Annotated in this window: 18 protein-coding genes; 9 read left to right on the top strand and 9 right to left on the bottom strand. The window is 71.7% G+C overall.

Features of this window, described 5'->3' with window-relative positions; genetic code table 11:
- Positions 1-129: 129 nt before the first annotated feature.
- Positions 130-999 (bottom strand): oxygenase MpaB family protein, encoded by an 870-nt coding sequence (locus ACH4UM_RS25785; protein WP_398183739.1) that lies wholly within the window; start codon positions 997-999, stop codon positions 130-132.
- A gap of 210 nt (positions 1,000-1,209) precedes the next feature.
- Between ACH4UM_RS25785 and ACH4UM_RS25780 the strand changes: the two genes are divergently transcribed.
- The 4 genes from ACH4UM_RS25780 to ACH4UM_RS25765 are packed head-to-tail and all read left to right on the top strand — an operon-like array spanning position 1,210 to position 5,833.
- The gene (locus ACH4UM_RS25780; RefSeq protein WP_398183736.1) at positions 1,210-1,839 is read left to right on the top strand and encodes a DUF6230 family protein; all 630 of its coding nucleotides are present in this window, start codon (positions 1,210-1,212) and stop codon (positions 1,837-1,839) included.
- Positions 1,840-1,862: 23 nt separating this feature from the next.
- The gene (locus ACH4UM_RS25775; RefSeq protein WP_398183733.1) at positions 1,863-3,383 is read left to right on the top strand and encodes a DUF6114 domain-containing protein; all 1,521 of its coding nucleotides are present in this window, start codon (positions 1,863-1,865) and stop codon (positions 3,381-3,383) included.
- Between the two features lie 12 nt (positions 3,384-3,395).
- Positions 3,396-4,343: an oxygenase MpaB family protein gene (locus ACH4UM_RS25770; protein WP_398183730.1), complete on the top strand. Its 948-nt coding sequence runs from the start codon at positions 3,396-3,398 to the stop codon at positions 4,341-4,343.
- Complete coding sequence (locus ACH4UM_RS25765; protein WP_398183727.1) at positions 4,340-5,833, top strand: aldehyde dehydrogenase family protein; 1,494 nt, start codon at positions 4,340-4,342, stop codon at positions 5,831-5,833. The genes ACH4UM_RS25770 and ACH4UM_RS25765 overlap by 4 nt, the downstream gene beginning before the upstream one ends.
- Positions 5,834-5,881: 48 nt before the next feature.
- Here ACH4UM_RS25765 and ACH4UM_RS25760 read toward each other — a convergent pair whose 3' ends face one another.
- The gene (locus ACH4UM_RS25760) at positions 5,882-6,508 is read right to left on the bottom strand and encodes a TetR/AcrR family transcriptional regulator (protein ID WP_398183724.1); all 627 of its coding nucleotides are present in this window, start codon (positions 6,506-6,508) and stop codon (positions 5,882-5,884) included.
- An 89-nt stretch (positions 6,509-6,597) separates the two neighbouring features.
- Between ACH4UM_RS25760 and ACH4UM_RS25755 the strand changes: the two genes are divergently transcribed.
- Entirely contained in the window at positions 6,598-7,737 is a 1,140-nt protein-coding gene (locus ACH4UM_RS25755) for an acyl-CoA dehydrogenase family protein (protein WP_398183721.1), read from the top strand.
- 90 nt (positions 7,738-7,827) lie between these two features.
- Here ACH4UM_RS25755 and ACH4UM_RS25750 read toward each other — a convergent pair whose 3' ends face one another.
- From ACH4UM_RS25750 to ACH4UM_RS25725, 6 genes are all read right to left on the bottom strand, one after another.
- Complete coding sequence (locus tag ACH4UM_RS25750; RefSeq protein WP_398183717.1) at positions 7,828-9,648, bottom strand: AMP-dependent synthetase/ligase; 1,821 nt, start codon at positions 9,646-9,648, stop codon at positions 7,828-7,830.
- A gap of 80 nt (positions 9,649-9,728) precedes the next feature.
- Complete coding sequence (locus ACH4UM_RS25745; protein WP_398183714.1) at positions 9,729-11,912, bottom strand: 3-hydroxyacyl-CoA dehydrogenase NAD-binding domain-containing protein; 2,184 nt, start codon at positions 11,910-11,912, stop codon at positions 9,729-9,731.
- Positions 11,913-11,992: 80 nt separating this feature from the next.
- Positions 11,993-13,207 (bottom strand): acetyl-CoA C-acetyltransferase, encoded by a 1,215-nt coding sequence (locus ACH4UM_RS25740; protein ID WP_398183711.1) that lies wholly within the window; start codon positions 13,205-13,207, stop codon positions 11,993-11,995.
- A 158-nt stretch (positions 13,208-13,365) separates the two neighbouring features.
- Complete coding sequence (locus ACH4UM_RS25735; protein ID WP_398183708.1) at positions 13,366-14,508, bottom strand: acyl-CoA dehydrogenase family protein; 1,143 nt, start codon at positions 14,506-14,508, stop codon at positions 13,366-13,368.
- Between the two features lie 53 nt (positions 14,509-14,561).
- Positions 14,562-15,587 carry an LLM class F420-dependent oxidoreductase gene (locus tag ACH4UM_RS25730; protein ID WP_398183705.1) on the bottom strand — a complete coding sequence of 342 codons (1,026 nt, stop codon included), beginning with the start codon at positions 15,585-15,587 and terminating at the stop codon, positions 14,562-14,564.
- On the bottom strand, positions 15,587-16,801 hold the full coding sequence (locus tag ACH4UM_RS25725) for a CaiB/BaiF CoA transferase family protein (protein WP_398183703.1): 1,215 nt from the start codon (positions 16,799-16,801) through the stop codon (positions 15,587-15,589). Before ACH4UM_RS25725 ends, ACH4UM_RS25730 begins: the two co-directional genes overlap by 1 nt.
- Positions 16,802-17,112: 311 nt before the next feature.
- Between ACH4UM_RS25725 and ACH4UM_RS25720 the strand changes: the two genes are divergently transcribed.
- The 3 genes from ACH4UM_RS25720 to ACH4UM_RS25710 all read left to right on the top strand — a co-directional run bounded on the left by ACH4UM_RS25720 (position 17,113) and on the right by ACH4UM_RS25710 (position 19,831).
- A complete protein-coding gene (locus tag ACH4UM_RS25720) occupies positions 17,113-17,814 on the top strand; it encodes a TetR/AcrR family transcriptional regulator (RefSeq protein ID WP_398183700.1) in 702 nt (233 codons plus the stop codon).
- 364 nt (positions 17,815-18,178) lie between these two features.
- Entirely contained in the window at positions 18,179-18,982 is an 804-nt protein-coding gene (locus ACH4UM_RS25715) for an SGNH/GDSL hydrolase family protein (protein ID WP_398183697.1), read from the top strand.
- A 372-nt stretch (positions 18,983-19,354) separates the two neighbouring features.
- Positions 19,355-19,831 carry an iron chaperone gene (locus tag ACH4UM_RS25710; protein WP_398183694.1) on the top strand — a complete coding sequence of 159 codons (477 nt, stop codon included), beginning with the start codon at positions 19,355-19,357 and terminating at the stop codon, positions 19,829-19,831.
- A gap of 49 nt (positions 19,832-19,880) precedes the next feature.
- Here ACH4UM_RS25710 and arsM read toward each other — a convergent pair whose 3' ends face one another.
- On the bottom strand, positions 19,881-20,774 hold the full coding sequence (arsM, locus tag ACH4UM_RS25705) for an arsenite methyltransferase (protein WP_398183691.1): 894 nt from the start codon (positions 20,772-20,774) through the stop codon (positions 19,881-19,883).
- A gap of 419 nt (positions 20,775-21,193) precedes the next feature.
- On the opposite strand from arsM, the gene ACH4UM_RS25700 reads away from it, so the two are divergent.
- A complete protein-coding gene (locus ACH4UM_RS25700; RefSeq protein ID WP_398183689.1) occupies positions 21,194-21,613 on the top strand; it encodes a hypothetical protein in 420 nt (139 codons plus the stop codon).
- Positions 21,614-21,721: the final 108 nt, after the last annotated feature.

The raw sequence follows: 21,721 nt of genomic DNA, 5'->3' as shown, positions 1-21,721 counted from the left end.
ACACCGTGCCGTTCACCGAGGTCACCGACGAGGAAGCCCGCGCCCACCACCGCGGAAGCAGGCCCCGGTGGGACCGACCGGTACGACCGAGGGTGTACCGCACACGGGTTCGCACCTCGTTTCCATGTGTCACCAGGCTCCCAGCGGCCGCCGCGCGGCCGGATCGGTGCCCGGCCGGTGAGTGGCCCAGTAGGCGATGGCGAGCGAGACGGTGATCCGCAGTGGCGGCGGGACGAGCATCGTCAGGAACCGCACCAGCCGGGTGAAGCGCCGCAGGCTGCGCTCCTGCCGGCGGGTCCAGGTCAGCTGGAGGCGCTCGCGCAGCCCGGGCGGCAGCGTGCCGACCGTGACCAGGAGCGAGTAGTGCGCGCCGACCCGGGCGAGCAGCCACCAGAGCGGGCCGGGGAGCCAGCGCAGCGGCTTGGCGGGCCGGGCGAATTCCTCCAGGACGTCCTGGACGGACTGGTTGCACTCCAGGCGGTTGGCGACCATGTCGTCGTAGTAGGCGAGGAACGACGGCCAGTCCGGCGGCATGTGATGGTCCTTCAGGCCCCACACCCGGCCCACGTCCCGCATCCCGCGGTAGTACTCCTCCAGCTCGTCCTCCGTCATGCCCTTGCCGAACAGCCTCTGCGCGTCGACGGGACCCTTGACGAGCGTCGCGTGCACCCAGTGGTACGCCTCGGGGTTGAGGGCGTGGTAGCGGCGCCCCGCCGTGTCGACGCCCTTCAACGGCGCGTGCACGTGGATCAGTCGGCGCGCCTCGGCGGTCGCGGCCTCCTGGCCGCCGTAGATGACCGTGGTGAGCGAGAGCAGCGTCCGGACGAGGCGTGGCCAGGGCTCGGCGCGAAAGTTGCTGTGGTCCGCGACGCCCGCGCCGACGATGGGGTGCGAGACCTGCAGGAGCAGCAGTTGGGGAGCCATCAGGGTGGCACGGGCGTCCCCGAAGCAACGCCAGACGACTCCGCCTCTGCGGGGTGCCCGGATCCTCGAAGCCACCGCAACTCCCTTTGCCTGATGGGAAGTTGAATCGGCGGACGTGTGCGGCAGACCTGTCATGACGCCTCCGTTTCTCCGTCGCGTCCGGAGTATTGACGCGCCCCGTGAAACAAGTCAATAGTTTTTGTATCTTCGACTCTCTCGACGATCCGCTCCGCCAAGGCACCACCACCTCCCATCGGCACCACACCCCTGTCGGGAAGGAACCTCATGAGGGACAGAGAGGCACATCACGCGAGCAACCCTCCGGGTGAGGGCCGAACCCATTGGAAGCGCAGCGCCGTCCTGTTCGTCCCCTGCATGCTGGCCGTCGGCTCGCTGGGCATCGCCCTGGCACAGGGCGCCCTCGCCGCCTCCTTCGCCGTCTCGGGCGCGGCGTTCAAGGTCTCCGCCGCGGAGGTCACCGCGGACGGCGTGTCGTCCTTCCCCGCCTCGATCGGCGGCACCGGCGACGCCAAGCCGGTCCTGCTGACCGCCGTCAGGAACGGCACCGTCTCCGACGTGTGCGTCTCGCTCAGGCAGAAGCTGCCCGTCATCGGGGACATCACCATGCTGGTGCGCTCGGGCACGGACAAGCCGCTCGAGGGCAGCAACCTCGTGGTGAACGCCGACGCCCTCACCGGCGGCGGCGGCAAGGTCACGGGCGTCCAGGCCGGCCGGGACGCCTCCACGCTCACCGGCGCGCCGGGCGTGACCGGACCCAGGGGTGTCTTCGGCGTCCAGGCCGGCACGGCCGTGGCCCACGACGTCAAGAGCACCGCCTACTCCGCCAACGGCGGCACCATGACGCTGGAAAAGCTGGAGATCGAGTTCAGCCGTACCGGCAAGCAGTGCTTCTGACGGCGAGAGGCGGACGCGACGCCATGTTCGTTTTCCTCTTCGGCTTCCTGTCGGAGCTCGGCCGCGAGATCGGTGCCTGGCTCGACCGGATCCTGCCCGTACCCCGGCTGCGGCGTCCCCTGCGCCGCTGGCGCCGGAGGCGGCCGTTCTGGGCCGCGATGTGGGTGATCGCGGGCGGACTGGAGATGGCCGCCATCCCCTTCGCCCCGCTCCCCCTGATGATCAAAGTGGGCGTCGGCGCGATGTCGGCCGTCGGCATCGCCGCCGTCCTGGTCGCGGGCGGGCTGTTCTTCCTCTTCAAGCCCGACCAGCGGATGTTCGTCTCGGTGGTCACCGCGGTCGCGTCGCTGACCTCGATGGCGACGACGAACCTGGGCGGCTTCGGCATCGGGATGCTCGCGGGCCTGGTCGGCTCCTCCATGGCCTTCGGCTGGATGCCGGACCCTCCCGACGGGCCGCGGGACGAGGACGACCCCGGTCCGCCCACCCACATGCCGGCCACCGCGGAAGCCGACCACATCGGCGGCGGCCGCGCGGGAGTCGGCCCCGCGCAGACACCTACGCGTGCGACCTGGCACGAGGGCGACGCACGCACGCATGACGCCGAGTGTGCAGCCGACGCACACGCGCATGCGGCGGGCCGTGCGCATGCCGGCTGTATCCCAAGAGGCCGCGAGGACAGGGCCCGTTCGGACCTTCGCCCTGGCCGCGCCCGGAGCACGATCCTCTTCGCCGTGAGCACGGTGCTGGCGGCCTCGGCCCTGCCGGCCGCCGCGGGCACCGCCACGGCGGCACCCGGTACCGGCGCCTTCCCCTCCCCCTTGCCGGCACCACGCCACGACACGCCGTCCGGTGGAGGGACGGACCCCGGCGGTGAGAGCGCGAAGGGCCGGGAGCAGTACGCGCCCGGCGGCGCAGCCCAGGTCGCCCTCCCCTGCCCGGCCGGCATCGACACCGGAGAACTGCCCCACCCGGGCCAGGGGGACGGAACGGGCACGGCCCCCGCCGAGGCCGAGCCCGGCAAGATGCCCGAGGACCCGGACGATCCGACGGCGCTGCGCCCGCCGGTCGTGATCGGAGGCCGGCCGGGCCGCCCCCGGGCGGCCTATCCGGTCAACACCGTGTACCCCACCGTCGGTTCGGACAGCCTGACCGCGTACGGGGCGATCATCCACGGCGCGACCTACCTGAGAACGGCCGACGGCGGGCAGCTCAAGGTCCTCTGGATGCACGCCGACCGGCTGGTCGCGGACAACTACACCTTCCGTCTGGAGACCGACGGGCAGACGCAGACCATCGACGTGGACCTGGACATCCCCCAGGTCGATGTCTACGTCACCCGGCTCACCGGATCCCTCACCATCCCCGTCATCGGCGTCAGCACGCCCCGCATCTGCATCGGCGCCGACGTCGTGCCGGCCAACCTGCCGATCGCCGTGCAGCTTCCGAAGCTGTCGGTCACCGCGGTGGAGGCCGGCCAGGTGCTGGTCGACGCCGAGACCGTCGACTTCAGCGACCTGAGCGCGCACAGCGGGCAGCGATAGGAGGCATCACCCATGGGCCGCTTCAGCCGGCTCCACCGCATCGGGCGACTGGACCCCCAGCGGGACTACGAGCAGATCTTCCGGCTTCTCACCCGGTACGAGTTCCCCTGGGACTACCTCCAGGGCGTCTCGGTCGCTTTCCTGCGCGACTACGGCGTACCGCGCATCTCCCGGCTCCTCGACCGCACACAGGAGTTCGAACGGGCGGGCCAGAAGCGGTACGACGACACGGTGCTGCTCGCGTACGAGATGGTCCGCGACGGCATGGACTCCGAGCACGGGCGGGCCACCGCCCGTCACCTCAACCGCATCCACGGCCGCTACCGCATACCCAACGAGGACTATCTGTACGTGCTGGCCACGACAGTGGTCGGGCCGAAACGATGGATCGACCGGTACGGCTGGCGGCCCCTGTCGGCGCAGGAGACCGAGAGCCTGGCGCTGGTGGGCCGGCGCATGGGCGAGTTGATGGGGATCACCGGGCTGCCCGCGGACTACGCCGGCTTCGAGCAGCTCCACGACACCTTCGAAAGAGAGATGTTCGCCCATGACCCCGCCAACCGCAGGGTGGCCGCGGCCACTTTGAGAGTCATCACCGGCTGGTACCCGCGGCCGCTGCGCCCGCTCGTCTCGCGCGTCCTGCTGGCCCTCCTGGACGAGCCGCTGCTGGCCGCACTGGGGTTCCGTCCGCGGTCCCGCCTGCTGCGCGCGACCACCCACCGCGCCCTGCGGGCCCGCGCCGTGCTGGTACGCCGGCTGCCGGCCCGGCCCGGCTGGTGGCCCCACCGCCCTCGGCCCCGCAGCTACCCCTTCGGCTGGACACTCGACGACCTCGGCCCGCACTGGGCCCACGGCAGGCCCCTGGCCCCCCTCGCCGGGGAGACCTCACCGGAGGGGCAGCAGGAGCAGCAGGAACCGCCGGAATCGCAGGCATCGCAGGCATCGCAGGAGCAGCGATGACCGACACCACCCCGCAACAGGCCACTTTCACCTCCCGCGACCCGGTCACCGGCAGGCCGCTCACCCACCATCCGGTCCACGGCCCGGAGGAGATCGCGAGGGCGGTGGACCGGGGACGGGCGGTGGGGGCCCGCTGGGCGGCGCTCCCGGCGGGCCGGCGCCGCGCCCACCTGCTGCGGTGGAAGAGGGAGCTGGCCGACCGGCTGGACACTGTGGCATGGGCGGTGTCGGCGGAGACGGGAAAGCCGCGCCGGGACGCCGACCTCGAGGTGCTGCTGACGCTGGGGCACCTGTCCTGGGCGGCGTGCAACGCCGGCCGGGTGCTGCGCAGGCGCCGGGTGAGCACCGGGCTCCTGGCGGCGAACCAGGCGGCGACGCTCGTGCACCGCCCACTCGGTGTCGTCGGCGTGATCGGGCCCTGGAACTACCCCGTCCACACACCGATGGGCTCGATCGGCTATGCGCTGGCAGCGGGGAACGCCGTGGTGTTCAAGCCGTCCGAGTACACACCGGACACCGGTGTCCTGCTCGCCGAGCTGTTCGACGCGGCGGTGCCCGAGTACGCCGGTCTGCTCACCGTCGTCACGGGAGCGGCCGGCACGGGCGCGGCGCTGGCGCGGTCCGGTGTCGACAAGGTCGCGTTCACCGGCTCACCGGGGACCGCCCGGAAGGTGATGGCGGAGTGCGCCCGGTCGCTCACACCGTTCCTGGCCGAGTGCGGCGGCAAGGACGCGGTGATCGTCGCCGCCGACGCGGACCTCGACACCGCCGCGGACGCGATCGTGTGGGGGGCGATGGGCAACGCCGGGCAGACCTGCGCGGGTGTCGAACGCGTCTACGCCGTACGGGAGGTGCACGCGGAGTTGTGCCGCCGGATCGTGGAGCGGGCCCGCGCACTGCGTCCGGGTCCCGGACCGGGCGCCTCCTACGGCCCGATGACCACGCCGGCCCAGACGGCCGTGGTGCAGCGGCACGTCCGGGACGCCCTGGCGGGCGGAGCGCGGGCTGCGCTCGGTGGCCCGGAATCGTCGGTGGGGCCCTTCGTGGCACCCATCGTCCTGGCCGACGTGCCGGAGGACTCGCCCGCCATGACCGAGGAGACCTTCGGGCCGGTCGTCGCGGTCAACGCGGTGCCGGACGTGGCGGAGGCGGTGCGCCGCGCCAACGCGTCCCGCTACGCGCTCGGTGCCGCGGTCTTCTGCGGCAGCGGGCGCACCGGCGCGGCGATCGCCTCCCGGCTGCGCGCGGGCGCGGTCTCCGTCAACTCGGTGCTCGGCTTCGCCGCGGTTCCCGCTCTGCCGTTCGGCGGGTCCGGCGACTCCGGCTTCGGCCGGATCCACGGGGCGGAGGGGCTGCGGGCGTTCACCGCGCCGCAGTCGGTCACGGTCCGGCGTTTCGCGGCCCCGGTCGACCTGACGTCCTTCAGCGCCCCGGCCGCCGCGAAGGCTCGCGCCGTCGCCCTTGTGCGAGGGCTCCATCGACGGCGCTGAGGGGGTGGCCGGGCTCCGTCTCCTCCCGCTGGGGCCCGGCCGCCCCGGTCAGGCGCCGATCAGGGGCGCGAGGTACCTGCGGGCGAAGGCCCGGGTCTGTTCCTCGTCGTCGAGTGCGATGCAGCCGGCCGGGTTGAGGAGGAAGGAGACCGCGACCCGGACCATCAGTTCGGCCACCGGGCGGGGGTCGGAGTCCGGCCGGCCCTCCGCCTGCTGGGCCCGGCGCAGATGCGCCGTCAGGTACTCGGTGGTGGCGGCCAGGGCGGGGCCGCCCTGCACGGTCAGATGGGGAAGCACCACCTCGGGCTCCAGCCGGAGCAGACCGCCGAAGAGGGGGTGGTCCCTGGTGTACCGGAGCGCGACCACGAAGCCCTCGACGACCCGGTCCTCCATGGTGGGCAGGGCCGCGACGGCGGCGTCCAGCTTCTGGAAGAAGCGGCTGCCCTCGCGCAGCAGGCACGCCTCGACCAGCCCGTCCTTGGTCTGGAAACGGCGGTACACCGTCACTCGCGAGACCCCGGCCCGTTTGGCGACGTCGTCAACCGAGGAACGGCGCAGGCCGAAGATCGTGAACTGCTCCAGTGCGGCGTCCAGGATCTGCCGCGCCACCTTCTCCTCCGTCTCCGGCCGGGCGGCCGCCCGGGCGAGGAGGGAGTCGTTCGCAGAAGTCGTCATGGTGCCTCCCACCGTACCGGCACACCCGCTCGAAGCGACACTGATACATAAATGATACATCTGTATCTCAATCGACCCTGGAGGGTTCCATGGGAAGCCGTCTCACCGAGCAGCAGGCGGATTTCGCCGCCGCCGTCCGTGACTTCGCCAAGCGCGAGTGCGGGACACGAGAACAGCGGGAGGCGCTGACCGACGGCGGCCGCGAACCGCACAACAAGGAGCTGTACGGACGGCTCGCCGACCTCGGCTGGCTCGGGGTCTGCCTGCCCGAGGAGTACGGCGGCTCCGGCGGCGGCCTCGCCGACGCCTGCGTGTTCCTGGAGGAGGTCGCCCACGGCCTGGTGCCCGCGGGTGGATTCGTCACCACCGTCATCACGGCCAAGGCGTACGAACGGTTCGGCACCGAGAACCAGCGGCGCGAGGTGCTCGGCGGCGCGGTGCGCGGCGCCGTCCTCGCCGTCGCCATGTCGGAACCCGCGGCCGGCTCGGACGTGGGCGCCCTGCGCTGCCGCGCCGAACGGCAGGCGGACGGCGACTGGCTGATCGACGGTCAGAAGACCTGGATCTCCAATGCCCACATCGCCCAGAGCATGCTGCTCGTGGCACGGACCGGCGGGGACAAGCACGCGGGGCTCACCATGTTCCACGTCCCGATGAGCACTCCGGGCGTCGAGGTCCGGGGCATCGAGACGATGGGGGGACGCGAGGTCAACGACGTCTTCCTCACCCGGGTGCGGCTGCCCGCCGGCGCCGTGGTCGGGCAGGTCGGCAACGGCTGGCGGCAGCTGATGGCCGGGCTGAACCACGAACGGCTTTTCCTGGCCGCGAGCATGCTGGGCCTGGCCCGGCGGGCCTTCGACGACGCGGTCGCCTACGTTCGCGGGCGCGAGCAGTTCGGCCGAGCGGTCGGCTCCTTCCAGGCGCTGCGGCACCGGGTCGCCGACCTGGCCACGGAGATCGAGTGCACCCGGCTGCTGGTGCGCGAGGTGGCGTCGGACTGCGACGCCGAACCGGACCGGCTCTTCCCGCGCGAGGCGTCGATGGCCAAGCTCAAGGCCACCGAGACCGCCAAGCGGGTCGCCCTGGAGTGCATGCAGATGATGGGCGGCTACGGCTACGCCACCGAGTACGGCATGGAACGCCACCTGCGGGCCGCCGTCGTCTCCACCGTCTACGGCGGAACCAGTGAGATCCAGCGCGACATCATCGGCAGGAGCTACGGCCTGTGAGCCCGGTCTTCCCCGCTCGCGGACCGCGCTGCGCCGACGGCCGCCCCGCCTGCTCGGGCGGGGCGGCCGTCGGCCTGTGCGATGCGGTGGTCAACCGGCGTACAGATCCGCCAGTTCGTCTGCGTACTTGTCCCGGATGACCCGGCGGCGCATCTTCAGCGAGGGGGTGAGTTCGCCGGTCGCCGGTCCCCACTCCTGGGCCAGCAACCGGTACCGCTTGACCTGCTCGGTCCGGTTGAGCCGGCTGTTGGCGGCGGCCACGGCCCGGTCCACCTCCTCAAGCACGGTTGGGTGTCCGGCCAGGGCCGCCGGATCGTCACCGGCCTGGATGCCGTGGGCCGCGGCCCAGGCGGGCGCCGCCTCGGGGTCGAGCACCAGCAGCGCGACGAGATAAGAGCGGTTGTCGCCGTGCACCAGTGCCTGCCCGATCAGCGGATGTTCCTTCAGGGCGTTCTCCACCAGCGCCGGGGAGACGTTCTTGCCGGTCGACGTGACGATCATCTCCTTCTTCCGGTCGGTGATCCAGAGATAGCCGTCCTCGTCGAGCCGGCCGATGTCGCCCGTGCGGAGCCACCCCTCCTCGCCCAGCGCCGAGCGCACCGACCCGTCCTGCTCGAGGTAACCGGAGAAGACGGTCTCGCCCCGCACCTCGATCTCCCCGTCCTCGGCGGTCCGCACCTCCACGAAGGGCACCGGACGCCCCACCGAGCCCAGCCGGAATCCGGTGCGAGGGCTGTTGGACGTCGCCACTCCCGTCGTCTCGGTCAGACCCCATGCGTCCATGACGACGATCCCGAAACCGGCCCAGAACCGCACCACGTCCAGGGGCATCGGCGCGGATGCGCTGCCTGCCCACGTGACCCGGTCGAGGCCGCCCGCCGCCAGCAGCGGCAGCAGCACCTTCTCCCGCGACTGTGCGTACGCCGCCGCCAGTTCGCCGGGCGGCTGCTGGCCCCGCTCGCGGAAACCGACGTACTCGCGGGCCACCCGCGCCGCCTCCTCGACGGCCTGCTGCTGCTCGGCCGGCAGCAGGGCCAGCCCGGCGCGGACCGCGGCGGCCAGCTTCTCCCAGATCCTCGGCACACCGAAGAACTGCCGGGGACGCACCTCGCGCACCGCGTCGGCCACGGCGGTCGGGTCGGCGCACAGATGGACGTGCGCGGCGCGGTGACAGGGAAGGTAGATGCCGAGCATCCGCTCCGCGATGTGGGCGAACGGCAGGTAGCAGATGTGCTCGACGTGCGGCGGCAGTTCCACCACCTCGTCGAGCGCGTGGGCGTTGGCGAACACCTGCCGGTGGGTCAGGACCACGCCCTTGGGCTCACCGGTGGTACCGGAGGTGTAGACGACGGTCAGCGGGTCCTCCGGGCGGGCCGTGTCCAGCGTCTTCTCGAACCGTTCCGGAACCGGCTCCCGCTCGAGCGTCGCGAAGGGCAGGTGTGGTCCCTCCTCGCCGTCCGCCACGACGACGAGCCGGTCGAGGGGGGTGGTGTCGTCGTCCAGCAGCGGAGCCCACACCGCCACCTGCCCGGCGCCCTCCACCACGGACAGCTCCGCCCGGCAGTTGCGCGCGATGTGGGTGATCTGCTCGGGCGCGGCGGTGCCGTAGACGCTGACCGGTACGGCACCGAGGCGCACCAGGGCGAGGTCGGACAGCCAGTGTTCGGGCCGGTTGGCCATCATCAGCAGCACATGGTCGCCGCGGCCCACGCCGAGCGCCGCGAACCCGGCCGCGAGGCGGGTGGTGCGTGCCCTGACCTGCGCCCAGGTGAGCGTGGTCCATCCGGCGCCGTCGGGTGTCCGCCAGGACAGGGCGGGCAGGTCCGGATACAGCCGGGCGTTGCGTTCCACGAGCAGCGGCAGCGTCGATCGTGGCGCTTGCTCCCCGTCGGTGCGCGGGGCTGGTGTCATGACGGCCTCCTGGCGGGCTGGGGCGGATCGGGGTCGGAAGAACGGGGTGCCGTACGGTCGGGGGCGGAGAGCGCCGGACGTCAGCGGTCGGTGAAGGTCTCCGCGCGCCCGGCCTTGCGGATCAGCAGCTCGGGCGGGACGAAACGCTCCCCGTGCAGGTCGGCGAGTTCACGTGCTCGCGTCACGAACCCCGGCAGGCCGCCCGGATGGCCGTTGATGTACTGGAGGACGCCGCCCGTCCACGCCGGGAAGCCGATGCCCAGCAGCGAGCCGACGTTGGCGTCCGCGACGGAGACCAGGACGCCTTCCTCCAGGCAGCGCACGGAGTCGAGCGCCTCGACGAACAGCAGCCGTTCCTTCAGCTCCGTCAGATCGGCCTCGCGCAGGGCCGGGTCGGCGAAGTGCTCGCGCAGCCCGGGCCAGAGCCCGGTCCGGCGCCCGTCTGCATAGTCGTAGAAGCCGGCGCCGCCGCTGCGGCCGGGACGCCCGAACTCGTCGATCATGCGGTCGACGACGACGTCGGCGGGGTGCGGCCGCCAGGTACCGCCCGTCTCCTCGGCGGCACGGCGGGTCTCCTCCCGGATCCGGCGCGGCAGGGTGAGGGTGAGCTCGTCCATGAGGGCGAGCACCTTGGCCGGATAGCCGGCTTGCGCCGCCGCCTGTTCGACGGTCGCGGGGTCGTAGCCCTCGCCGACCATGGCGACGCCCTCGTTGATGAAGTGGCCGATGACGCGGGAGGTGAAGAAGCCCCGGCTGTCGTTGACGACGATGGGCGTCTTGCCGATCTGCCGGACGAGGTCGAAGGCGCGGGCCAGCGTCTCTTCACCGGTCTGGCCGCCTTTGACGATCTCCACCAGCCGCATCCTGTCGACGGGGGAGAAGAAGTGCAGTCCGATGAAGTACTCGGGCCGTTGCACCGCCTCGGCGAGCGAGGTGACGGGCAGGGTCGAGGTGTTGGTGCACAGCAGGGCGTCGGCGGCCAGGTGCTTCTCGGCCTCCCGGAAGACCTCGGCCTTCAGCCGCGGGTCCTCGAAGACTGCCTCGATCACCGCGTCGCAGCCCGCCAGGTCCGCGGCGTCGGCGGTGGGCGTGATGCGGGCGAGGAACGCGTCCCGTTCCGCCCCGGTCCTGCGGCCCCTGGCCACGGCGCGGTCCAGCAGCCCGGCGGAGTACGCCTTACCGCGCTCGGCGGCCTCGACGGTGACGTCCTTGAGCACGACCTCGACGCCCGCCGCCGCGCAGGAGTACGCGATGCCCGCCCCCATCATCCCGGCGCCCAGGACGGCGACCCTGGTCACGGTGCGGGCGGGCACGCCCCGCGGCCGGCCGGCGCCCGAGTCGACGCCCTGAAGGTCGAAGAAGAACGCCTGGATCATGTTCTTGGTGGTCTGGTCGGTGAGCAGGTCGGTGAGGTAACGGGCCTCGATCTCGAAGGCGGTGTCGATGTCCACCTGGGCGCCCTCCACCGCCGCGGCCAGGATGTTGCGCGGTGCGGGGTAGGGGGCGCCGCCCAGCTTCTTGCGGAGGGCGGCGGGGAAAGCGGGCAGCTGGGCGGCGAGCGCGGGGTGGGCGGGAGCGCCCCCGGGAATGCGGTGGCCCGGGGTGTCCCAGGGCTGCGCGGAGCGGGGATGGGCGTCGATGAAGAACCTGGCCCTGGTGAGCAGGTCCTCGGGGTCGGTGGCGATCTCGTCGACCAGGCCCGCGGCGAGCGCGCGGGCCGGGGCGTACTGCCTCCCCTCCAGGAGCACCTTCTGCAGCGCCTCGGCCACGCCGAACATCCGTACCGTGCGGGTCACTCCGCCGCCGCCGGGCAGCAGCCCGAAGGTCACCTCCGGCAGGCCCACGCGGGCGGCGGACCGGTTCAGTACGACACGGTGGTGGCAGGCGAGCGCGATCTCGTAACCGCCGCCGAGGGCTGCGCCGTTGATGGCGGCCACGACGGGCACGCCCAGGGTCTCCATCCTGCGCAGGGCGCGTTTGACGCGCATGCCCGCCTCGAAGGAGCGCTCGGCGGTCTCGGGGGTGACCGCGATCAGGTCGCGCAGGTCGCCGCCGGCGAAGAACGTCTTCTTGGCGGAGGCCACGATGACTCCCTTGAGGGTGTCACGCCGGGATTCCAGCCGGTCGACGGTGGCGTCGAGCGAGTCGATGAACGCCGCGTTCATGGTGTTCGCGGACTGGTCGGGGTCGTCGAGGACCAGGGTGACGACGCGGTCGGCGTCCTCTTCCCAGCGGATGGTGCGGCTTTCGGCACAGGGGGCCATGGGGGGCTGCCTCTTTCGGGAGGAGTGCGGGCGAGATGTGCGGGCGCGGCTCGGGGGTCGGTCGCGCCGGTGCGGGCCGCTCAGAGACGTTCGACGACGGTGGCGGTACCCATGCCGCCGCCGACGCAGAGTGTGGCGAGGCCGTACCGCTTGTCCCGGCGCGTCAGTTCGTCGACCAGCGTGCCGAGGATCATGGCCCCGGTGGCGCCCAGGGGGTGCCCCATGGCGATGGCGCCGCCGTTCACGTTGACCTTCGCCGGGTCGAGGTCCAGGTCCCGCACGAAGCGCAGTACCACGGCCGCGAACGCCTCGTTGATCTCCACCAGGTCGAGGTCACCGACCGTCAGCCCCGCCTTGGCCAGTGCCTTGCGGGAGGCCGGCGCGGGTCCGGTCAGCATGATCGTCGGGTCGGCGCCGGAGACGGCGGCCGACACGATCCTGGCCCGTGCCCGCAGACCGTGCCGCTCGCCGGCCGCCGCGGAGCCGATGAGGGTGAGCGCGGCCCCGTCCACGATGCCGGAGGCGTTGCCCGCGTGGTGCACATGGTCGATCCGCTCGACCCAGTGGTACTTCTGCAGGGCCACTGCGTCGAAGCCGCCCATCTCGCCGATGTCCGCGAAGGACGGCTTGAGCGCGGCCAGGGAGTCGGCGGTGGTGCCGGGCCTGATGTGCTCGTCCCGGTCCAGGACCGGCAGGCCGTTGCGGTCCCGCACGGGGACGACGGACCGGGCGAACCGGCCTTCCTTCCACGCCTCGGTGGCCCTGGCCTGGGACTCGGCCGCGTAGAGGTCCACGTCGTGCCGGGTGAACCCCTCCAGGGTGGCTATGAGATCGGCGCCGATGCCCTGCGGGACGAAGCCGGTGCCGTGGTTGGTCAGGGGGTCCATCGCCCAGGCGCCGCCGTCGCTTCCCATCGGGACCCGGGACATCGACTCCACTCCCCCGGCCAGGATCAGGTCCTCCCAGCCGGAACGGACCTTGGCGGCGGCGAGGTTGACGGCTTCCAGACCGGAGGCGCAGAAGCGGTTCTCCTGGACGCCGGCGACTGTGTCCGGCAGCCCGGCGGCCATGGCGGCGGTCCTGGCGATGTCCGCTCCCTGGTCGCCGAGCGGGCTGACGACGCCGAGGACGATGTCGTCGATGCCGGACGGATCCAGGCCGGGGAACCTGCGGCGCACCTCGTCGATCAGTCCGACGACGAGGTCGACGGGTTTGGTGCCGTGCAGTGCGCCGTTCGCCTTGCCACGACCGCGCGGGGTGCGGATCGCCTCGTAGAGGTATGCCTCAGTGGTCACGGGAACCTTCCGGTCGTGTCGGGGTGGTCGAGTGCTGAGGGAAGGGGTGCAGATCTCGTGCGGCGGCACGGCGGCCGGGCACGGGACGCGGGCGCGGGATGCCGGGCGCGGGATGCCGGGCGCGGGATGCCGGGCGCGGGTGCGGTTGCCGGGCACGCTCAGCCCAGCAGGGAGCGGCCGATGATCTCTTTCATGATTTCCGTGGTGCCGCCGTAGATGGTCTGGATACGGCTGTCGAGGAAAGCCCTGGCGACCGGGTACTCCGTCATGTAGCCGTAGCCTCCATGGAGTTGCAGACAGCGGTCGACGACCCGTTTCTGCAGCTCGGTCGCCCACCACTTGGCCATCGAGGCGTGTACGGCGTCCAGCCGGCCCCGGCTGTGCTCGGTGACACAGCGGTCGACGAAGCTGCGGGTGACCGCGCACTCGGTGGCCATCTCGGCGATCTCGAAGCGGATGTGCTGGAGCCGGGCCAGCGGGCGCCCGAACGCCTCGCGCTGCTTGACGTACTCCATGGTGAGGCCCAGGACGTGCTCGGCGGCCGCCGCGGCGCCCACGGCGATGGCCAGCCGTTCCTGGGCGAGGTTGGCCATGAGGTAGGAGAACGCCTGATTCTCCTCACCGAGCAGGTTCTCCTTGGGCACCCGTACGCCGTCGAAGAACAACTCGGCGGTGTCCTGCGCCTTCTGACCGATCTTGTCCAGATTGCGGCCACGCTCGAAGCCGGGCATGCCGCGTTCGACGACCAGCAGGCTCTGCCCGGAACTGCCGCCCTCGGGGGTGGTGCGTGCCACGACGACGACCAGGTCGGCCAGGATGCCGTTGGAGATGAACGTCTTCGCGCCGTCGAGGACGTAGTGGTCGCCCCGATCGATGGCCGTGGTGCGGATGCCCTGCAGGTCGGAGCCCGCGCCCGGTTCGGTCATCGCGATGGCTGTGATGATCTCGCCGGAAGTGAGGCCCGGCAGCCAGCGCCGTTTCTGGTCCTCGTTGGTCAGCCGGGTCAGGTAGGGCCCGACGATGTCGTTGTGCAGGCTCAGCGCCACGCCGGACGCCCCGGCGCGGGCGAACTCCTCGATGAGCACGGCGCTGTACCGGAAGTCCTCGGTGCCTCCGCCGCCGTACTCCTGTGGTATCGCCAGGCCTAGCAGGCCCTGGCGGCCCGCCGCGCGCCAGACCTCGCGGCCCACCACGCCCTCCCGCTCCCACCGTTCATGATGGGGGAGCACCTCCTTGGCGAGGAAGGTACGCACGGTGTCGCGGAACGCCTCGTGCTCCGGCGTGTAGATGTCCCGTTCCATGTCGCCTCCGCGTCGTCGGGTGGTGGTCCGGGCCAGGCGGCTCGGGCCGTCGTTCACAGCCAGCTCTTGACCCGCTCGACGAGCCGGGCCGGGTCGGGGCCCACGGGGGTGACGTTGAGCATGGTCACGCCCGACTCCCGGAACGCCTCGACCCGCTCCCGTACATGGCTCTCGGGGCCCGCCAGGCAGACGAGTTCGCACAGTTCGGCGGGCACCGCGGCCTCCGCCTCCCGCTTGCGGCCCGCCAGGTAGTGCTCCTGGACGGCGGCTGCCTCGGCCTCGTAGCCGTAGGCGCACACCAGATCGTGGTAGAAGTTGCGGCCCGGAGCGCCCATGCCTCCGACGTACAGGGCTATGACCGGCCGCATCAGGTCGCGCACGTCCTCGGCCCCGTCGCCGATGGCCAGCAGGCCGCCGGCCACGACGGACAGGGGCCCCAGGGCGGGATCGCGCCGGGCAGCACCCTCGGCCAGCGGCCTGTCCCAGACCTTGCCGGCGTGCTCCGGCACATACAGGAACGGCAGCCAGCCGTCGGCGAGTTCGGCGGTCATCCGGACGTTCGCGGGGCCGAGCGCGGCCACGTACACCGGGATCGCATCGCGCACCGGACGGGTGAGCAGCTTGAGCGGTTTGCCGAGCGTGCCGCCCTTGCCGGCGGGGAGGGGCAGGTCCGTGATCCCGTGGTGCTCGATCACCTCACGCCGCCAGATGCGCCGGGCCAGCTCGATCGTCTCGCGGGTGCGCCCCAGGGGCTTGTCGTAGCGGCGGCCGTGCCAGCCCTCCACGACCTGGGGGCCGGACGCTCCGATTCCGAGCAGCGCGCGCCCGCCGGTCAGAGCGTCGAGTCCGGCGGCGGTCTGGGCGATCAGCGCGGGGGTGCGGGAGTAGACGTTGAGCACCGCCGAGCCGATGCGCATCCGCTCCGTGCGGGCGGCCAGGTATCCCATGACGGTCGGGGAGTCGAAGCCGTACGCCTCGGCCACCCAGACCGCGTCGAGCCCCGCGGACTCCAGAGCGGCGGCCTGGTCGGCGGCCGCGCGGGGGTCGGCCGCGTACTGCAACGGGGTGGAGAGTTCCATCAGCCTCGGTCCCCTCGGTCGCCGGTCGCCGGCGCTCGGGTCAGTCCGTCGACGAGCCAGTCGCGGGCCACCTCGTCGTTGTGCGCCCCGGGACCGGCGGGCGGCAGCCGCAGTGCGCCGGGAGTCGCCGAGAAGCGGGGGGCCACACCGGGCTGCGCGAGCCCGTGCGCCTCGGTGAAGGTGCCGCGGTGCGTGAGGTGCGGATGGCGGGCGGCCTCACGCAGGGACAGCACGGGGGCGACGCAGGCGTCCGTGCCCTCGAAGACGGCCGTCCACGCGTCGCGGCCGGCGGTTTTGAAGCGTTCGGCGAACAGGGTCCGCAGCCGCGGCCACTCACGCGGATCACTCCGGTCCGGCAGGTCCCCGCCTTCGAGTCCGAGGAGCGTCACGAACTCGGCGTAGAACCGGGGTTCCAGAGCCCCGACGGCCATCCAGCCGCCGTCCCCCGTCTCGTAGACACCGTAGTAGGGGCAGCCGCCGTCGAGCAGGTTGCGGCCCCGCTCGTCCCGCCAGGCCCCCGAGGCGAGCATGCCCTGTACGACGGCGGTCAGGTGCGCGGTGCCGTCGACGATCGCGGCGTCCACCACCTGTCCCTGACCGGTGAGCCGGGCCGTCAGCAGCGCGGCGAGCACCCCGACGACGAGGTACAGGGAGCCGCCTGCGTAGTCGCCGAGCAGATTGGCGGGGATGACGGGCGGGCCGTCCGGGGCGCCGATCATGCCGAGCGCGCCGACCGTCGCGATGTACCCGATGTCGTGTCCCGCGCGGGGCGCCAGCGGCCCGTCCTGTCCCCAGCCGGTCATCCGCCCGTACACCAGAGCGGGGTTGACCAGCCGGCACTCCTGCGGCCCGACCCCCAGCCGCTCCGCGACACCTGGCCGGTACCCCTCGATCAGGATGTCGGCGCGCCGGGCGAGAGCGCGCACCACGGCCGGCCCGTCCGGCGACTTGAGGTCGACCAGGACCGAGCGCTTGTTGCGGTTGGTGACGTCGCAGGCGGGATCGATCGGCAGGACCGGCGATCCGGGCCGGTCGACGCGTACGACGTCGGCGCCCAGGTCGCCGAGGAGCATCGCGGCGAAGGGACCGGGCCCGATCCCGGCCAGCTCCACCACCCGCACGTCCGCCAGCGGCCCGGCGCGGCGGGACGGTGGGGCGCTGTCGCGGTCCGCCGGATTCGTGCCACAGGCCGTGGTGTCGCTCATCGGGCTCATGGGGCTCATCGGTCCCTTTCCCACTGGGCGTCAGCTGTCGCCCTGGACTGGACTCTACTTAGCGCTCGCTAAGAAGGTAGGGGTGACCACAGGAAGGGTCAATAGCCCCAACGGGACTGCTCATTCAGTGAACGAGGGCCAGATGAAACCCAATAAATCATCCCTGAACGCACCACGATCCACCCTTTGACACCAACTCGGACCCCTACCTTCCTCGCACTTACTGAACGGAAGATAACCACCAATGAGGAGGTGTCCGCGTCAGACGGACGTAGGATGCCCCTTGTCGGCGACGCACCGGAGGAGCACCGTTGAGCACGCAGTCAAGCCAGGAGATTGCTGCCGCACGGCACTGGCGCACGTACGGGCCGCTGGACCTGCATCCGATCCTGGTGCACGCCATGGAGGCGTTCAACGAGCACGGCTATCACGGCACTTCGGTGCGGGACATCGCCGGCCGGGTGGGCGTCACCGTCCCCGCGCTCTACTACCACTACGAGAACAAGCAGGCGCTGCTCACCACACTGCTGGAGACGTCCATGAAGGACGTCCTCGACCGCTGCCGGGCCGCCGCCGCAGAAGCCGGCGACGACCCGCTGCCCCGCTTCTGTGCGATGGTCGAGTCCATCGTGCTCTACATGGCCCACCGCAAGGGACTGGCCTTCCTGGACACCGAGATCCGCAGCCTCGAACCCGACAACCGCGCCCGGTACGTGGCCCTGCGCGACTACCTCGAACACATGCTGCTGGACACGGTCGAGGCGGGCATCGCGCAGGAGGTCTTCACCACCCCGATCCCGGCCGACGCCGTCCGCGCGGTACTGATCATGTGCCAGGGTGTGGCCAACTGGTACCGCGCCGAAGGCCCCCTGACCGCCGAGGAGGTCGCCCAGCGTCACGTCCTGCTCAGTCTGGGCACGGTGGGGCACCCGGGGACGGTGACCGGGCAGGAGGCGCCTCAGCCGCGCACACGGACGGGGCGCGGGTCCCGGGCGGGCCGAAAGGGCCGGTGAAGCGAGGACGGGGCCGGACCGTGCCGCCTGAAAGGCCGGCTCCGAGGAACCCGACATCACGAGTTCATGTTCCGTACCGGGCGGACACGCGGTCCGGTCGTCCCGGGCCCGGTTCCACCGGTGTTCGGGGGCGCCGAACAGGCCGGCTGAACCGCGATTCGGGCGCCGCCGAACGGGTGACGCCTTTCCGGGTGAAATCCGACCGGGAAAACTCCACGCCCCCATGGGACCTGGAGTCCGGCTCAAGCCGTACGGGGCGGGGTGCCCTCCGCAACGGCACAGTCGTGGGCGTATCTCAAGGCGACCGCGCACGGGAGGCGGGCCGCGGCGGCGAGGGCAGCGCGAGCCGTGCTAAGCGAGAGCTATGAGACAGTCCCGAATAGTGGCATGTGCGTCCTCGCTGCTCCTCACCGCCTGCTTCAGCAGTGCCGCGACGGTGCAGGCGAGCGCACGAGCAGCGGCCACGGGCTACGTGGCCCTGGGTGACTCCTACTCCGCAGGAGTAGGAGCCGGCGGCTACCTCGGCTCCAGCGCGAGCTGCCTGCGCAGCAGCCTCGCGTATCCCGCGCTGTGGGCCGCGGCCCATTCACCGTCGTCGTTCAGTTTCACCGCCTGCAACGGCGCTCGCACCAGTGATGTCATGGCGGACCAGCTCGGTGCGCTCAGCTCCCGTACCGGCCTGGTCAGCCTCACGGTCGGCGGCATCGACTCGGGCTTCGGCAACCTCATGATGACGTGTGTGCTGAAAGGCAACAACGAATGCCTGTCGGCCGTCGCCGAGGCGCGTTCGTACAGCGACACGATCCTTCCGCGCGACCTGGACCGCCTCTACGGGGCCATCACGAGGAAGGCCCCGGCCGCCCATGTCGTGGTTCTCGGCTACCCGCACCTGTACAAGCTCAACGGCACCTGTGTCATGGGCCTGTCGGACTCCGAGCGGGCCGCGCTCAACAACGCCGTGGACCACCTGAACGGCGTGATCGAAAAGCGCGCCGCCGACCACGGGTTCGCCTTCGCCGATGTCCGGGCCGCCTTCCGCGAACACGAGATCTGCTCCGCCAGCCCTTGGCTGCGCAGCATCAGCTGGCTTGCCCCCTCGGAGTCGTACCATCCCACGGCACTGGGACAGTCCCGCGGCTACCTTCCCGTTTTTGCCGGAGCGGCCTGAACGGGCCCGCCGAGGCCGAGTGACGCAGGGAGCGCCGGGCTCACGCCGGTGTGTCGGTGAGAGTCCACCGATCCTCACGAGGAGGACTCCAGCAGGACTTGACCTTGACCTCAGTGGGAAGGTCCGGCGTTCGGGGCGTGACAGCGTTTTCCGATGACAACACCCGACTCGCGCCCGTGACCGTCCTCGGCACCGGGCCCGGCGCGTCTGGCCACCGTCCTCCACAAGGCCGGTCGAGCCTGAGAGCCGGTAGACACGATCACCGCCGGGTCCCACCCGGGCCACATCCGATCAGTTTCGGAGAAGCCACCGCCGCGGCAGATCCCTAGCATGGGATGGCCCCGCCAAGTCCCGCCGGAGAGGAAACCCGCGATGAAGCGCACACAGACGTCCGCCAAGAGCACCAGCACGGCCGACGAGAAGTACGACGGATTCACGGACGAGGAACGAAGCGCGATGAAAGAGCGCGCCCAGGAGCTGAAGGGGGCCACGCGCCGCGGCTCGCGCGCGGCCAAGGCGGACCCGGAGAGCGAGGTGCTCGCGAAGATCGCCGAGATGCCGGAGGCCGACCGCGTCCTCGCTGAGCGGGTCCATGACATCGTCAAGGCCAGCGCGCCGGACCTCGCGCCGAAGCTCTGGTACGGGATGCCCGCGTATGCCAGGAACGGCAAGGTCGTCTGCTTCTTCCAGAGCGCCCAGAAGTTCAAGTCGAGGTACGCCACGCTCGGCTTCAGCGACCAGGCGAACCTCGATGAAGGCGCCATGTGGCCGACCGCCTTCGCCCTGAAGGAGTTGACCGCCGCCGACGAGGCACGGATCGGCGCACTCGTCAAGAAGGCGGTGAGCTGAGGCCGCCTCCCGAGGGCCGGTCGTCGGCGTTCGTAGGGCCGCCCGTGGCTCAGTTCCGGCAGCCGCAGCCCGATGCCCTCTTGGCGTCGGTGACGGTGAGCGCGGGGTCGGCGGAGGTCTCGGCCGGGGAGCAGCAGTCGTCGACCCCGCAACACCTGCCGGCCGCCTCGGTCGTCGCGGCGGACGTCTCGGCGGCCGGGGGCTTGGTGGCGCGGACGATCGCGGAGTGCATGCCGTCGGCGACCGGGTGCGTCGCGGTGATCTCGACACCGGTGAAGCCTGCGGCCCGCAGGCCCGCCCGGTACTCGGCGAAGGACAGCGCGCCGGCGATGCAGCCGGCGTGATCGCCGCGCTCGGCCCGCTGCTCGGCGGTGAGGGTGTCGTCGGCGACGACGTCCGAGACGCCGAACCGGCCGCCGGGCCTGAGTACGCGGAAGGTCTCGGCGAAGACTGCCGGCTTGTCGGTGGACAGGTTGATGACGCAGTTGGAGATGACGACGTCGATGGTGTTCGCGGGCAGCGGCACGGCCTCGATGGTGCCCTTGAGGAACTCCACGTTCGTCGCGCCCGCCTTGCGCGCGTTGGCCAGGGACAGTTCGAGCATCTCGTCGGTCATGTCGAGCCCGTACGCCTTGCCGGTGGGGCCGACGCGGCGGGCCGAGAGCAGGACGTCGATGCCGCCACCGGAGCCGAGGTCCAGGACGCGTTCGCCCTCGCGCAGGTCGGCTACGGCGATCGGGTTGCCGCAGCCGAGAGAGGCGGCGACCGCCTCGGCCGGCAGGGCGTCGCGTTCGTCGGCGGCGTAGAGGGCGGAGCCGAAGTTCTCGTCGACCTCGACCGGCCGCGGCCCGCAACAGGCGGTGCCGCCCTCGGTGACCTTCACGGCTGCGGCGGCGTATCGCCGGCGGACACTCTCACGCAGGTCGGTGGGCTGCTGGCTCATATCGGACTCCTGGATGACGGGGCATGGCTACATGCCCGGAGCGGCCTGCATTGATATTCGTTGATACAACCTTGCGCCCTGAATCGAAGAACGTCAACATAGAGCCGTGTCGAATCGAGAGCCTGAGGTGATCGGCCGGGGCGCGGCCGGTTCGCGACTGCTTGCGATGAGGCGCTGCCCGGCATCCCGCCCACCGAGCTCTCTCTCCCCGGCATGGGCGGTGCAACCACCCGCCGGACGCACTAGCCGTCGAGTACGCACATCGGGTCCTGAGCCTCCGCCCGGAGCGAGGCCCTTGGCACGACGGCAGCTGGCTGTGGGCGGCCAACACCCCCGGGCCGCGCGGACCACCGTCCCGGCCGCCCGGGCGAGAGGCATCGAGACTCCCGGTTGGCCGCGTCCATGCCATGATCGGCTCCATGAACACCGACGCGGAACACACCGGCATCGTCTACTGGCGGCGCAGCCGGTGGAACGGCGCCCGGTGCGAGCCCGTGCTGGTTTCCCTGGTCCCCGGCGCCCTGTGGGCCGGCGATCGCGCCTTGGCGGTGGTCTTCGAGGCGGACCCGCGAACCGTCACCGGCCGGCTGACCAGGTTGGGCACACTCCTGCTGACCGTGGACGGGCGAAGGTACGATCTCGTCGGCAGGGGCAGTTCCGCCTCCCCCGGCCCGAGCGCCGGACAGGAGCAGGCCCTGGCCGACTTCGCGCAGCGCCGCGGCCCTTGTGTTCCGGCCGTGGCTGGCGGCGCGGTGGACCAGTTGTTCAACGGGGGCGCGGCAGGCCGGATGCGCGCCTGGCACCAGCTGCTGCGCGCCGCCGGAGCCCAGGTGCAGTAGCACGTCAGCGGAGTCGACGAGAACGGACGGACCCGTCACCGGCTGTACTGGGCAGGTCGCCCGTACGCGGCGCACTGCCCGGCGGGCCCCGTGCTGCGTGACGCGCAC

The organism is Streptomyces sp. NPDC020801 (genome assembly GCF_044334385.1).
Classification (GTDB): Bacteria; Actinomycetota; Actinomycetes; order Streptomycetales; family Streptomycetaceae; genus Streptomyces.
This window is presented reverse-complemented; position numbering and strand designations above follow the sequence as displayed.

Excerpts from the sequence above, each read along its gene's own strand:
- ACH4UM_RS25755 (WP_398183721.1), top strand. The coding sequence starts at position 6,598 with ATGGGAAGCCGTCTCACCGAGCAGCAGGCGGATTTCGCCGCCGCCGTC.
- arsM (WP_398183691.1), bottom strand. The coding sequence starts at position 20,774 with ATGAGCCAGCAGCCCACCGACCTGCGTGAGAGTGTCCGCCGGCGATAC.
- ACH4UM_RS25710 (WP_398183694.1), top strand. The coding sequence starts at position 19,355 with ATGAAGCGCACACAGACGTCCGCCAAGAGCACCAGCACGGCCGACGAG.
- ACH4UM_RS25725 (WP_398183703.1), bottom strand. The coding sequence starts at position 16,801 with ATGAGCCCGATGAGCGACACCACGGCCTGTGGCACGAATCCGGCGGAC.
- ACH4UM_RS25780 (WP_398183736.1), top strand. The coding sequence starts at position 1,210 with ATGAGGGACAGAGAGGCACATCACGCGAGCAACCCTCCGGGTGAGGGC.
- ACH4UM_RS25735 (WP_398183708.1), bottom strand. The coding sequence starts at position 14,508 with ATGGAACGGGACATCTACACGCCGGAGCACGAGGCGTTCCGCGACACC.
- ACH4UM_RS25715 (WP_398183697.1), top strand. The coding sequence starts at position 18,179 with ATGAGACAGTCCCGAATAGTGGCATGTGCGTCCTCGCTGCTCCTCACC.
- ACH4UM_RS25765 (WP_398183727.1), top strand. The coding sequence starts at position 4,340 with ATGACCGACACCACCCCGCAACAGGCCACTTTCACCTCCCGCGACCCG.
- ACH4UM_RS25730 (WP_398183705.1), bottom strand. The coding sequence starts at position 15,587 with ATGGAACTCTCCACCCCGTTGCAGTACGCGGCCGACCCCCGCGCGGCC.
- ACH4UM_RS25775 (WP_398183733.1), top strand. The coding sequence starts at position 1,863 with ATGTTCGTTTTCCTCTTCGGCTTCCTGTCGGAGCTCGGCCGCGAGATC.
- ACH4UM_RS25770 (WP_398183730.1), top strand. The coding sequence starts at position 3,396 with ATGGGCCGCTTCAGCCGGCTCCACCGCATCGGGCGACTGGACCCCCAG.
- ACH4UM_RS25745 (WP_398183714.1), bottom strand. The coding sequence starts at position 11,912 with ATGGCCCCCTGTGCCGAAAGCCGCACCATCCGCTGGGAAGAGGACGCC.
- ACH4UM_RS25750 (WP_398183717.1), bottom strand. The coding sequence starts at position 9,648 with ATGACACCAGCCCCGCGCACCGACGGGGAGCAAGCGCCACGATCGACG.
- ACH4UM_RS25760 (WP_398183724.1), bottom strand. The coding sequence starts at position 6,508 with ATGACGACTTCTGCGAACGACTCCCTCCTCGCCCGGGCGGCCGCCCGG.
- ACH4UM_RS25700 (WP_398183689.1), top strand. The coding sequence starts at position 21,194 with ATGAACACCGACGCGGAACACACCGGCATCGTCTACTGGCGGCGCAGC.